12 protein-coding genes and 1 pseudogene are annotated in these 13,504 nt (G+C 50.8%); 3 read left to right on the forward strand and 10 right to left on the reverse strand.

The genetic code is table 11. The features are described from left to right. Positions 1-83: 83 nt before the first annotated feature. From ACLJRH_RS23655 to mdcH, 3 genes are read left to right on the forward strand one after another with little or no spacing between them, the layout of a single operon-like run. Positions 84-1,043 (forward strand): AEC family transporter, encoded by a 960-nt coding sequence (locus ACLJRH_RS23655; protein WP_023247900.1) that lies wholly within the window; start codon positions 84-86, stop codon positions 1,041-1,043. Positions 1,044-1,046: 3 nt separating this feature from the next. Then, the gene (locus ACLJRH_RS23660; protein WP_410958122.1) at positions 1,047-1,664 is read left to right on the forward strand and encodes a malonate decarboxylase holo-ACP synthase; all 618 of its coding nucleotides are present in this window, start codon (positions 1,047-1,049) and stop codon (positions 1,662-1,664) included. Further along, positions 1,664-2,566, forward strand: a complete 903-nt coding sequence (gene mdcH, locus ACLJRH_RS23665) for a malonate decarboxylase subunit epsilon (protein ID WP_410958123.1) — start codon at positions 1,664-1,666, stop codon at positions 2,564-2,566. Before ACLJRH_RS23660 ends, mdcH begins: the two co-directional genes overlap by 1 nt. On the opposite strand, the gene ACLJRH_RS23670 is transcribed toward mdcH, so the two are convergent. The 10 genes and pseudogenes from ACLJRH_RS23670 to ACLJRH_RS23715 all read right to left on the reverse strand — a co-directional run bounded on the left by ACLJRH_RS23670 (position 2,550) and on the right by ACLJRH_RS23715 (position 13,001). Next, on the reverse strand, positions 2,550-3,491 hold the full coding sequence (locus ACLJRH_RS23670) for a LysR family transcriptional regulator (RefSeq protein WP_410958164.1): 942 nt from the start codon (positions 3,489-3,491) through the stop codon (positions 2,550-2,552). The two genes, mdcH and ACLJRH_RS23670, sit on opposite strands and share 17 nt — an antisense overlap. 261 nt (positions 3,492-3,752) lie before the next feature. After that, positions 3,753-4,181 (reverse strand): TOBE domain-containing protein, encoded by a 429-nt coding sequence (locus ACLJRH_RS23675; protein ID WP_410958124.1) that lies wholly within the window; start codon positions 4,179-4,181, stop codon positions 3,753-3,755. Between the two features lie 311 nt (positions 4,182-4,492). Next, positions 4,493-5,764, reverse strand: a complete 1,272-nt coding sequence (locus ACLJRH_RS23680; RefSeq protein WP_410958125.1) for an LAGLIDADG family homing endonuclease — start codon at positions 5,762-5,764, stop codon at positions 4,493-4,495. A gap of 61 nt (positions 5,765-5,825) precedes the next feature. Next, positions 5,826-6,853: pseudogene (locus ACLJRH_RS23685) on the reverse strand (IS630 family transposase). A gap of 87 nt (positions 6,854-6,940) precedes the next feature. Then, positions 6,941-8,149, reverse strand: a complete 1,209-nt coding sequence (locus tag ACLJRH_RS23690) for an MFS transporter (protein ID WP_410958126.1) — start codon at positions 8,147-8,149, stop codon at positions 6,941-6,943. Next, positions 8,146-9,393: a peptidase T gene (gene pepT, locus ACLJRH_RS23695; protein ID WP_410958127.1), complete on the reverse strand. Its 1,248-nt coding sequence runs from the start codon at positions 9,391-9,393 to the stop codon at positions 8,146-8,148. The genes ACLJRH_RS23690 and pepT overlap by 4 nt, the downstream gene beginning before the upstream one ends. Before the next feature lie 86 nt (positions 9,394-9,479). Further along, positions 9,480-9,839, reverse strand: a complete 360-nt coding sequence (locus ACLJRH_RS23700; RefSeq protein WP_410958128.1) for an RcnB family protein — start codon at positions 9,837-9,839, stop codon at positions 9,480-9,482. A gap of 85 nt (positions 9,840-9,924) precedes the next feature. Continuing rightward, a complete protein-coding gene (locus ACLJRH_RS23705) occupies positions 9,925-10,326 on the reverse strand; it encodes a hypothetical protein (RefSeq protein WP_410958129.1) in 402 nt (133 codons plus the stop codon). A 105-nt stretch (positions 10,327-10,431) separates the two neighbouring features. Beyond that, on the reverse strand, positions 10,432-11,058 hold the full coding sequence (locus tag ACLJRH_RS23710) for a helix-turn-helix domain-containing protein (protein WP_410958165.1): 627 nt from the start codon (positions 11,056-11,058) through the stop codon (positions 10,432-10,434). A gap of 116 nt (positions 11,059-11,174) precedes the next feature. Next, the gene (locus tag ACLJRH_RS23715) at positions 11,175-13,001 is read right to left on the reverse strand and encodes a DEAD/DEAH box helicase (protein WP_410958130.1); all 1,827 of its coding nucleotides are present in this window, start codon (positions 12,999-13,001) and stop codon (positions 11,175-11,177) included. Positions 13,002-13,504 lie beyond the last annotated feature (503 nt).

The raw sequence follows: 13,504 nt of genomic DNA on the forward strand, positions 1-13,504 counted from the left end.
GCTCGTTGCGCCCGCGCGGGCCGCTGTATCTGAAAAATAATAACCATCGCGCCAGTGCTAACTTTTTAAATGACAGGTGATTTATGACTTACGTGATTGTTCATGCCCTTGCACCGATTTTTATCATCATGCTGCTGGGATTCTGGGCCGGGAAGGCCAAAATGGTCGATAACAAGAATGTTTCCCTGCTTAATATTTTCGTCATGGATTTCGCATTACCAGCGACGTTGTTTAGCGCGACGGTACAAACGCCCTGGACGGGAATTCTCGCCCAGTCGCCGCTGATTCTGGTACTGACGCTGGCTATGTGGATTACCTATGCGGCTATCTACTTCCTGGCGACAACCGTCTTTAAAAAGTCGCCGCAGGATGCCGCTGTGCTGACCCTGACGGTGGCGCTGCCAAACTATGCGGCGCTCGGTCTGCCGATTCTCGGCAGCGTATTGGGCGAAGGCGCGACGACCTCGCTGTCCGTCGCTGTTTCCATTGCCTGCGGTTCGGTACTGATGACGCCGTTCTGTCTGCTGATTCTGGAACGTGAAAAAGCGCGCGCCGAAGGCAACAACACCGGTTCTACCCTGGCGATGCTGCCTGTACTGATGTGGCGCTCGCTGAAAAAACCGATCGTGATGGGCCCACTGCTGGGGGTTATCCTCTCCGCTATCGGTATCAAAATGCCGGAACTGTTCCTCGCGGCGATTAAACCGTTGGGTCTGTCTGCTACCGCCGCAGCGCTGTTCCTGACCGGGGTGATCCTGTCTGCGCGTAAACTGCAGATCAACACTGTGGTGATCACCTCCACCATCGCCAAACTGCTGATTCAACCGGCGATTGCCTGGGGTATCGTGCTTATCTTCGGCCTGCATGGCTCCGTGGCGATTACCGCTATCCTGATGATTGCGCTGTCCGCGGGCTTCTTCGGCGTGGTGTTCGGTAACCGCTTTGGCGTGCAGTCTCCAGATGCAGAAGCCGTGCTGCTGTTGAGCTCGGTCCTGTGTATCCTGTCGCTGCCGCTGTTTATCTCGCTGACTTCAGGAATCTAAATCATGAGCACAACATTACGCCCACACGACCTTATCTGGCTGAACGCGCGCGACGCGCTCGAAGATGTCACGGAATCCTGGGTGGATACCGTCAGGCATAGCAGTCTGCCGGTGGTAGTGCGGCGTGATGTTGATGCGCAGGGGCGTGTGCCCGTTGGCGTGCGCGGCATGAAGCGCGACCAGCGTGCGGCGGGCTGGGCGCAGCCGGCGGCCGTCGTTCGTATCTGCTCGCCGGAATCGCTGGTCGACTCGCAGACGTTGTTGCGCTCGCCCTTTATCTCTCAGCCGCCGGTTCAGGTAGCTTTATTATTGGCTCAGCAAACGTGGCCGTGGACGTGGGGAATTACCGGCAGTACCGGCTATGCGCTGGCGACCGGTATTCCGGTTATCCATGCGGCAAGCGATCTGGATCTGCTGATCCGCGCGCCGCAGCCGCTGGCGCGTGAGGAGCTTAAAACGTGGCAGCAGCAGTTAACGGGCGGACTCTGCCGGGCAGACACCCAGGTGGAAACGCCGCACGGCGCGTTTGCGCTCAATGAGTGGCTGCGCGATGGCAAAGTATTGTTAAAAACCTCGCAGGGGCCGCGGCTGGTGAGCGATCCGTGGGGCAGGGAGGAATAATGAAAATTCTGTTTACCTTTCCGGGGCAGGGGACGCAACATCCTGGTATGTTGCAAAACCTTCCGGGAGCGGAATTAGCACAGGCGCGAGAAGTGTTAGGCGCGGAGGCGGACGGACTGGATTCCCCCGACGCGCTGAAACACACCCGGGCAGTGCAACTGGCGTTGTTGATTGCCGGGGTGGCCTGGGCGAGGGAGCTGGAGCGTCGCGGCGTCGCGCCGGATATTGTCAGTGGACTGTCCATTGGCGCATATTCTGCGGCAGTTATTGCCGGGGCGCTGGATTTTACCGATGCTCTTAAGCTGGTGGCACTGCGCGGCGATTTAATGGAGCAGGCGTATCCGCACGGCTATGGCCTGACGGTGATTATGGGGCTGACGCTGTCTCAGGTTGAAAAGTTAATCGCAGACAGTGGAACATATATCGCTAACCTGAATGCTGAAACTCAGATTGTGATAGCTGGTGCCGATGAGGCGATGATTAATGTAGCGAAACGGGCACTTGAAAAAGGGGCAAATAAGGCTCATCGTCTGGCTATCAGCGTACCATCACACTGCGAACTGTTGTCCGAACCGGCGAAGAAGCTGATGGAGGCCTTCAGCCATGTGCCACTATCCTGTCCACGTTGCGCGTATCTCAGTGGCAGTACCGGACGCGTATTGTGGCAACCGGAAAGGATTGCCAGTGATCTGGCGATGAATATGGCACGTACGGTGCGCTGGCAGGAGGCGGTAATTTCCGCTAATGAGCGTGAGGCGCGTCTGGCAATTGAAATGCCGCCCGGCGGTACGCTGACCGGCCTGATGCGTCAGGTTACGTGGGAAGGTGAGTCAGTTTCACTGGAACTTAGCGGCATGGATGTCGCTGTGCATCTGGCAAAAAAATTCAGGTCGCGGGGATAGTTTTCCCCAGATTGCGGGCGTATATGCGACCTTCGGCGGTCAGTGCCAGCAGGCCGGGGTCGCGTTCGCGGTTGCGTGGAAAGACAATGGCAATATGCTGCTGCATCTGATACGGCGCTGACAGTTTCAGCAGTTGCACGGAATTCTCGTACACCTTCTTCATACGCCCGGGCATCAGGGTAAAACCAACCCCCCCCTGCACCAGGCTGAGCATTGAGAAAATGTCGTTTACCCTGGCGACGATTTCCGGCTCAAATCCGGCGATATGAAAGGCTTCCTGAAACCCAGCACAGGTGGCGAACCCTTCCGCCAGCGAGACAAACTTCTGCTCCCGGTAATCGCGCAGGTCAGCCGGTGATGAGGTATTGAGGGTAGCCGTTGCTGGCGCCGCGAGATAAATGTCATCGCGAAACAGTGGCAATACTTCCAGGTTGTTACGATCAATATTGCTTTCAGAGACAGAAATAAGGATGGCGTCCAGCGTGTTCTCTTCCAGCATTTTCAGCAGATTTTCGTTGGAGCTCATTGTCAGTTCCAGCTCCAGTTCAGGACGTCGCAGCTTCATCCCTATAATCAGGTGCGGTACCGTCTCCAGAGTCAGCGAATAGAGCGTCCCCACACGTAAACGCCCCTGACCGACTCCCGCCGCCCTGCGCGCTTCTTCCAGCCCGCGAACCATCATCTGTGTGACTTCCTGGCAATACTCCAGTAATGTCCAGGCCGCTGGCTGGGCGATAAGATTTCGTCCTTTATGTACAAACAGCGGGCATCGGACATTTTCTTCCAGGGTATGCAGTGCCCGATGGACGCTGACTCCGCTGATATTCAGCATTTCTGCTGTCCGGGCAATGTTACCTTTCTCCATAAACGTCATGAAGATAGTCAGCTTACGGAAGGTTATATCGTTGGTGATTACCGGCGTCATCATTCCTCCCGAATAGCCAGAGACTGTTAGTCGAACCAGCCGTAACCTGTGACTGGAATGAAAATCTGTTTAGTCGATTTATTTTGATAAAAAATATTGCTTTTGTTGTTAAGTCTGGTTTTTCATACAATATTTCACCGTTCAGGGAATATCTGTGAATAATATTACCGAACTTTACTGTCTCGTCGACGGTTTGTGAACGTCGCTGGAAGCACTCCTGGTAGTGAGCAGCACGCCGCACAAAGCAGCGTGTACGATACATCATGCGCGGGTTGCAATCAGGATTGCAGAAACCTTAATCAGCGCAATGACACGGCTGTCGACAGCCAATTTCATCTCCTGCTGGCTTTCACTGGTGATAACCGCCACCAGTTCAAAACCGGTGTCCGTGCAGATGTGTACTGTTGCGTTAACCGCGCCTTCCGTGACCTGAATGACATAACCGGCAAACTGGTTACGGGCCGAGAATTTTAGTCCGCAGTCTTCGGTTGCCAGAGTCACCCATGGTGCTTTGATCAGCGCGATGACATCCTTGCCCTCTTTCAGTTCCAGCGTTTCCGTACTGTTGTGGGTGACGATGGCCACAAGTCTGGCGCCACCGGTGAGAGTTAACTCGATTTCATCATTCACTGCGCCGTCTGCAACAGCGCTTACTTTTCCTGGTAACTGGTTACGCGAAGATATTGCCATGATGCCTCCTTTCTGTTGAATTCTGAATTTTACAGACTGTACCGGAGAAGGGTTCTCGCTTCAGAGCCATCTTCAGTTGGCCAGGACACTGGCCAGAATACATACCCGAACAGGAACACCAGCCATCGTGTCAGCCAGCGATACTCCACTAAGCCGGGAGGTTTACCAGTCCTTTACTTTTCAGGAGCTGGATGTCCGCCGTTCCGTCTCAGCCAGTCATCACTCCCGGATTAACGCTCCGGAAATCATTTGTAGTCTGCGAACTGTCTGGTAAATACAGCGTCCTGCAGGAGGAGGATTACTTTCATTACTCACTCCGATCCTTTTTTAATCTGTTTTTCAGGACTATCGGTCTCATACCCGTATATACTATTCGATACCACAATACCATTGGCACACCAAGTGTGGCCCTCTTCCACATAAATGACACCGAATACCTCATCCTTCCCTGTGTATTTTGCATATTCTGTCACTTCAGTGATCCTGCAGTCTTTGCGTGAAAGTAGCTTCAGAGTTTCAAGCTTATCTTCCATTCCCAGTAAAATAAAATTTTCGTTGTATGCGTTCAGGGCTCCCATTAATTCAGCTATCGTATCAGGCAGCACATTAACCTCCTGTAACGATGCTGATGCCCTCAGACTGTATTCATCACAAAGTTCCTTATAATTGATACCTGTACTGACAGTCGTGGGCCGGCTGCCGGAAAAGTCATGTTTATTTAAAAATCCAATATCTCTGATAAAACGTTCAATATCACTGGCATCACGTACAATGATCTCAAAACCTGTGTGAGTTCCGGTTATTTTTCCTGTTATTCCAAACAAAGAAAGTAGATAAACAATGTCAGAAGCTAATTCCCGGCAGGCTGCTGTGGCGGTAATATGATTCAGGTGGAAACGGGTTCCTCCGTCAAAGTAACCTCTCAGGTATGCAGCAATAAATTCTGCCGGCGCACATAATAGTTTCTCAGGCACGCGGAAAACAAAATTATTAAATTTATTAAGAGTATTGAAAATATTAATTGAAAAATAACCACTTTTATTATGAAACTTATCCATGTAATACTGATCTGAAACCTGAATATTATTCCTCGAAATATTACTTATATGTCTGCCTAATTCCAGAGCATCAGCGACATCAAGGTATTCATCATTATATTCCGGAACGTCATATCCAAAAACACCTTTTTGATATACAACAAATTCTCCTTTACGTAAACCTGTCAGTTCTGTCATTTCCGATGTACAGTCAGGATTAATACGTAAAACCCGTTGAGAAGCGGTTCCTTTTATATAAGAACTGTCCGTCAGTAATCCAAAAATTTCCCGGACGCCCCCGACTCCCACCCCATCAGACTGTAACACTGACCCATCCCGGGTAATAACTTCAGGCCTTTTATCTGCAAGGTACAGCTCACCAGAGAAACGGGGACCTTCAGATGTCGATACCAGTGTATCTTTAGTAAAACCTCCGGTGATAATACTATCGTTATCAGAACACGGAATATTATCCGCCCTGAAAAAAGATGGATCATTCTCCAGTTTATGTGGATAAGCCACACCTTTAACTTTATTTTCTGCCATAGATTTATTTTTTACATATTAAGGGGAAATTATAAACTCTGCCGAAAGCATTTATACGCGATTAACTTGAAGATGCATTTTTCAGGGTCTGGAAATTGTCGTTAATTCGTCCCGCCAGAGATTCAGCCATTTCCGGCAGGGTCTGGTCAAAAAATCCTTTTATCGCTTCCCTGAAGTCTTTTGCTGTGGCGAAGTAACGGTTATTGCGCACCACCTCATTCAGTACCTTCCACAGCCGTTCTATCGGGTTCAGATTCGGGCTATAGGGTGGCAGGTAGTGAAGTTCGATATTCATCACGTAAGCCCATTCCTTTATCAGCTCAGCCCTGTGATAGCCTGCTCCGTCGAGGATAATATGCAGCTTCTGAGTCACTGGATAAGTCTCACGGATGGCGATAAAGAAGCGACCAGTATTCAGGCTGTTAATACTGTAATATTCACGCACCACTGTACTGCCAATGTCGTTAAGATTCAGTGCACCCATGATGTTCAGGCGGGTACGGCTGCCCGTGGTTTTCACCACGGTTTTCTGGCCTTTTGGCATCCAGCCATACGCCAGCTTTGTTCCCTGAGTCGGGTGAACGCCATCGATGAACAGGATTGGCTCGTCAGTTCCGGCTTCCTGTTTCAGTTTCTCATAAGTCTCAACGAACGCCTGTTGTGCCTCAGCGCTGAGCTTATGCGGGACACCCACTGGTTTTTTATAGCTGAAGTGCGGTGAAGCCACTTGTTCATGCCCGGTACGGTGTAGCTGATGCCCCACCATTGTGCAACCCGCTCTATGATAGCCTTCGTGGCGGGTAAAAGATTCTCCGCCAGATAAGCCGTGAGTTCAGCGGCCTGTGCTTCGCTGAGATGGCTGTCTGAACCGCCATTTTCGGGCTTCAGTTTTTCGTCATCAAACCAGTCCTGTAGATGGAGGCGAACGGTAGTTTCATCAATCAACTGGGACAGGGCTATCATGGACGCAGACCAGCCGTCATTAGCAAGGAGAACGCATCTTATTCTGTCACGAACGCGCAAGTCCCTGCTGCTTTTGTGCAACAGTTTCAGAGCCGTTTGTTGTTCAGAAGTCAGATGTATTTTCATAACCCTGAGCATGATCCCCGTTCTTCACGAAATCAAGCACCTTCAAAGATCACAGGTATATATGGTATTCATTATCAGAGACAGATATCAGTGGCATTCTTTTGCACTTCGGGGTTGCTTCGGAAAAACAAACAGTGCCACCAGTGGAGAAATAATCATCAGGACAAAGACGTAAGTGAAACCTGTCGTAAATCCTCCCGTCATGTCAACTGACCAGCCAATCAACTGGCTGTTAATTGTCGCGATGATGAACGTACAGAACCAGAATGTGGACATTGCACAGGTTACAGTTTGTGTTGTGGCCTCTTTCAGCCCCTCCTTCGGGATTGAGAAAATAAAAGCGAACCAAGTGGCAAAGAGCCCCCCCGTCAGAAATGAGCAAACCAGAATGACAATATCGCTGTCGGCAAACAACATCGCAAACGTGGTGACTGCCATAAAAATACTGGATATAAACATCCATGATTTATAGTGATAGCCACGATGTTTAAAATACGGGCCAGCCAGTGCGCCCAGCATGATGCCCACCTGGTTCACCGTACCACTCAGGTGAGCATGTGAATCAGCCGGGAGATGAGCATATTTTGCGTAATACAGAGGCAGGAATGTGAACATAAATACCATCATAATCATCGCCCCGGCATACTGCGCTATCATTCCCCAGACAATGCGGCTGAACACCACCGTTTTCAGCGCCATCCACCTTTCCTGACGGCTGGTATTTCCTGTTTCACTGTCGGAGGCTTTTTCATCCTGAAAACAGACTGCCCAGATAACCCCGAGCATCAGCGTGATCACCCCGTAAGCAGCCAGTAAATTACGCCATCCATTTAATTGTATGGACAGCCAGGACGCAAGCGTTAACGCAATAATGGTCCCGATGATATTCGAGGTACAGTTAATACTGTTCAGCGTGGCTGCCATTTTTTTGTCGAAAAAACGGGCGACAGTGGGGACAAGAGAAACCAGACAAATAGCGCCACCTAATCCGCCAAGAAAGCGGATAACCAGCAGGACAATAAAATCCCGGGTGAAGGGAATAAAGACTGACAGGCCAATCATCACACATCCCAGTAAATAGGATTTACGTGTTCCCAGTTTTGCTACCAGAACCGCGGTACAAACGGAACCGACAATTTTGGCCCACAATATTACATTAGACATGAGGGCCGCCTGCGATACATCCACATGAAAATCCGTCATGATTTGCGGCATCACGGCTCCCGTTGTCGCCCAGGCTGCACCGAATACCATATAAACCGCATACAGAACAAATTCAGTGATCCACTTTTTCATGCGGTGACCTCACGGCAGCTCAGCTCAATCAGCTCCAGCAGCATCTCCCCTGCCAGTCGCAATGATTCCACGGGCAAAAACTCCCGGGTTGAGTGAAAGTTATGTGCGCCCGTGAAAATATTCACGGTTGGCAGCCCCCTGGGGGTAATCACGCTGCCATCATAGCCACCACGCATGACTAATGGCTTTGGCACAATCCCCAAGTTACGCATAGCCTGCTGAACGTTTGCCAGAATGACGGGGTTTTTCTCCAGTCCAGGTCTGACATTGTCATAAATATCTGTGAGTTCGATATCCACTTTGTCTTCACCCCACCGTTGTTTCAGTTCTCGGGTGAGATTCAGCAACATCGTTTTACGGGCCTGATACCCCTCCGTTTCAAAATCACGTATCGCAATTTCAAGCGTTGCCCTGCCTGTGTCTCCGTTAAGCCTGTGGGGCCAATAATAACCTTCACGTCCTTCTGTATGCTCAGGACGTTCTCTTTCCGGCAGAGCCGCAACCGCTTCTGTCGCTATGTACAGCGCATTAACCAGCTTTCCTTTGGCACTCATCGGATGCGCGGTGATCCCGGTGAATGTCAGCAGCGCACTCCCGGCATACCAGTTCTCTGTGACATATTCTCCCACGCCACAACAATCCAGACAGATACCGTAATCAGCATTCAGTCCGGCAACATCCAGTGCCTTTGCCCCCCGGATCCCTGTTTCCTCATCGGGTAATAAAACCAGGCTGATATCGCCATGTTTAAACTCAGGATGGTCTGTCATATAGCGGAGCGCTTCAACTCCGGCGGCAATTGCAGCTTTGTCGTCTGCTCCCAGCAGACTGGTACCATCTGTGGTAATAATATCCTGTCCGGTGTACGCCAGCAGTTCCTGATGTTCACCCGGGGAAAGGATTTCCCCGCTTCCGGGCAGGACGATATCTCCGCCATCGTAATGGCTTATGCGGATGGCACGGGTATCACCAGTATGGTCAGGCGCGGTATCGAGATGAGCAAAAAAGACGATAGCGGGACAGCCGGAACTGTTGGCCGGTAATGTGATAGTGGTGATGGCATTCTCCCTGATATCCGTCCTGATACTGCTGACCTCAGAAAACTGCTCTGCAACCAGTTTTGCCAGCCTGTACTGATTATCACAACTGGGAAGGTCCGGGCTGGAAGGGACAGATGTGGTGTTAATCAGTGTGTATCCGAGGAAAGTCTCTGTGATATGATCTACATTTATACGTTGTTTCATGACGCGTTACTCACATGCTGATGAATTTATAAAAATATATCCCCCGCAGGGAAAAATAATTTCCTTATTTCCGGGGCTGACAGGTGTCACTTTCTGTTACTGTAAAAAATATCATCGGATATGGCTCTGATAACCACGCCCACGTCATCTGTCACCATCACATATGTGCCATCCATCCAGGTCCAGTGGCTTCCCGGTAGCGGTGGGGGCAGATTCCTGAGCCACCATGCTTTAATAATATAGGGTGGCGTCAGATAAATATCCGGGACAATATCCCCCGGTTCGTAATAGTGATAATCAGCAATAAAATGGTTCAGTTCATATTGCCGGATATCTCTGTTCTGAACATCTTCCCGGGTTACATCGTGTGAGAGTTCCGCTCCACGGGACAGGGCAGGCAACCCGCCGACACTGAGCAAAAAAAGATACAACATTATTTTTTTCATTTATTCCCCTGCACCGGAATTTATCAGCCGTTTCAGGTCCGTCGTTTTCGGTAAAATCCCTGTATGAACGTCGGGTTTATTTCTCTTACCCGGACAGCCAGCCTTTTATTGTCCGCAGCAATGCCATCAAGGATAACAGTAAAAAAAGAATAATCAGAACAGTACTCAATACAGTCCACATTCGGTTGTTATTCGATATATTATTCTCCCTGACGTATTCATGCTCCTTCTCCGGACAATACGCCCCCTGTCTGATCTCTTTCAGAACAGACCGGGCTGCTCCCAGGTACTGCGGTTTCACCAGAAGCTTCACGCCTCCCACCGCCTGCGCCTGTAACTGGTTATTCCAGACAACATGCTCATCCAGCAGCATGACCGCTATCCCTTTCGTTTCCAGCCGACCAGCCACGATACTGGCCTGTACAGGAGAAAGATATTGCTCCGGCAGGATAAACTCCCCCCGCTCCGGATGAATATTCCACATCATGCCTCCCTGTCATATACCCTGAATGAGATGTACGGTTTCCTTATCATTCACTCTGTTCTTCCGCTACCGATAAATAATCCACGCCAGGAGCAGCCTCATCTGGCTTCATTCACAGTAGTAGACCGGTATACCACGCGTCGTTCCGGTAATATTATCCGATACCATTTTCTCCGCAGTGGTTATCCGCATCCCCGCTTTTCTCAGTCTCAGCACGTCCGCCGCAAGACGCTGGCAACCAAACCAGAAAAGCCCGTCCAGCGCAGTCACTTCCAGACCCGATGTCAGCGCCCGTTCCAGACGTTTCAGTGGGACTTTTACCTCTTTGGCAATCTGCCGGTAAGGCGCTTCAGTACTGCCTGCTGATGTTATCCGCCGGATACGGTGCGACAGATGATACTGGAATTCTTCCGGAACCGAGCTGATATCAGTTTTCATGCTGTAAACACAGCCAAAACGTTTACCGTTGAAGAGTACATTTTTCTGACTCAGTTTCTGCCTTACCCTTACCTCCGCAATCAGTTGAGGTGCCCGGAGCAACAACAACCGGAAGGGCAGTTCAAAACTGGTCACATAGTCCACACTGAGCAGGGCAATACGCAGACGTTCCTCCGGTGTCGCCTGCTGTTCCCGGCACGCCAGCAGCACCTCCGCCCACTGACGAGTGAGATGTGCTGGTTCACCGGTTTCCATAAAGCAGTACTTTTCTGTCTGATAATGAATATCCGCTGTCACCATATCTTCCGGTTGTCTGTATCATTGCCGTTCAGGTTACCGTCTGCCCGGATACTGTCCCCTGTCCCCCGGACTGGCATGTTCACTCTGCCGGGTGGGTTCACACCTGCTGCATTTTATGGCAGGCCGCCATTCTGAAGTGTCTTTAAGTCCATTTCCGCAAATTCTGCCAGATGGCGGCTGATGCTGTTTTCCCGGTAAAACGTCACCAGCAGTTCCCGGGTTGAGCGTGTAAAAGCCACATATAACGCAGGAATGGCCTCTCCCTCATCGTCCGCCCCCTGATGCACAAAAGATGCATTGATGACTGCCACAAAAGGAAACTCCAGTCCCTTGCTGCTCTGGAAGGTCAATAAATGTACGACATTATCCTTGTGGGAATAATGCCTTTTATCTGCTGATGTGAAGCTGATAACGAAAGGGATCCCCCGTTCTTCCATTACTTCCGTCAGACGCTGAGCCGAAAACCGCGTCGGGCACAGCACCGCCATATCCCCCCAGCGCCCGGTATGGGCATATTTTTGCCCCAGCCAGTCAGCGACATGAAACGCCTCTTCCTCGGCAGAGTTGCACTGCATAATGTCCGGTGCTTTTCCCTTATCACCGCAGGCCTCCGGCAGCACCAGCGGAACCTCCTGGTTACGGTGTTTTTCAAAATAGTCGCGTGAGAAAGCGTATGCAAAACTGAGGATACATTCCGGGTTACGATAATTAACGCGAAGGACTGAGGTACGCCCCTGCGCCTGAATTCCCACGCTTGCCAGTGAGAAGTTCAGCGCCCGCTCACGGCGGTAAAGCGACTGGGCGTCATCATACATCAGCAGTAAAGAACGTTTACTGTTATCAAACAGCCGGGCAATCAGGGCCAGCCACCGGCGGTCAAAATCGTGGCCTTCATCAATCAGAACGGCATCATAGCCGGTATCCGTTATCACACCTGTGTCAACGGCACCTTCCAGGGCTGCGAAACTGTTATCAAACCAGGGGCCTTCACGACTGACCGTAAGCCTGAATTTACGCGCGGCAACGCCACACCAGTCATGAAAATGATACACATGCACTTTTTGCGACAACCCTTTATCGGCAATGCACTCCCGGATGTAGTTTGCCAGTGTAATATTGAAACAAAGGACCAGAACGGGACGCTCCGAATTCTCTGCCAGATACTGGCAACGGTACAGTAAAATCAGCGTTTTCCCCGAGCCGGCAACACCATGTATCACCCTGTGACCCTCCCCGATATTACGCGCCAGGATTTCCTGCTGGATATCCATCACTTTCAGCAGATTACTGTCTGATTTTTTGGCCGGTATCACGATTTCCGGGAAAAGGTGCCGGCGAATAATATCCCGTGTTGACGGAGAGATGGCAGGCCGAAAACGGGTGGTAAACAGGCCCGCGATTTTGTTTCTGAAGGCCTGCGGTAAAACCGATTCCGTCATTTCATCCTGGCAAATCGTCAGGGCTTCCGGAAATACAGCTTCAACAGCACCGTCAGCAGAAAGCGCGTTCAGTTGCTGCCTTGTGATATTCGTGAACACCACACCGTATGCCCACGCCACATTAAGTTTGCCCTGGTATATCCCGGTTTGTTGCAGAAGGGGCTCCCGGGACAACATCTCAGCCGTTGCACAGGCGTATTCCCTGACCTGGACCAGCGGATTCTTTTCTCGTTTTTCTCCCTGCCCGGTCTCCAGGATGACCGTCAGGGGATCAGCATGACTGAACGTGCTCCTCCGCCAGTCCTTGACCTCAAGGAATATCAGCCCTGAGGACGGATCGATGATCACGAAGTCCGGATGCTGATATTGTCTCCCCACCGGAATGTCATACCAGATTAGACAGTCATCACCGAGATGGGTTTCCAGGCGCTGGGCGACGCGTCGTTCTCCCCAGGTCATTCTTTGGGAGCACTGTGCCAGAGAAGTCATCAGTTTTGCCATAATTATTTTCCGTTTAAATACATGCTAGCAACCACACCCGGAGCCGGGAATACATTTTTCAGCCTGCCCGGATGGCACTACCGCAGAACGATAAATACTGCCGCCCCGGTGATATACAGCCATCAGGCCCGCCGGATAAATACGCCTCACAGGTTTCACCGGCCACAGGGGGATAACCCCGGCTCACCGCCACATACGCTACCGCCCGTCGCTGTAAACCCGAGCGCATAAGGTACGGTTAACCCGGTTTTCAGAATATTTTTCTCTCAGACACCTTCTGGTTTCTTTTCCGAGAATAACAGGTGCAGGAAATAAAAAATCCGTCCTGTCATACAGAACCGGCATCAGCGCCTTTCGCCTGAAATAAAAAAAGTTTCTCCCCGGCAGAGGTCGTTTTTCAACAAAAAAAAGTTAACTTACTGTAAAAAGTCCCCGGAAAAACCGGAGATCACAGCCGTGTGACCCGGAGATAAAAACACCTCATCCCCTCAGCCGCTTTACCA

Source organism: Salmonella sp. SAL04162, from assembly GCF_046551535.1.
GTDB lineage: Bacteria > Pseudomonadota > Gammaproteobacteria > Enterobacterales > Enterobacteriaceae > Salmonella > Salmonella enterica.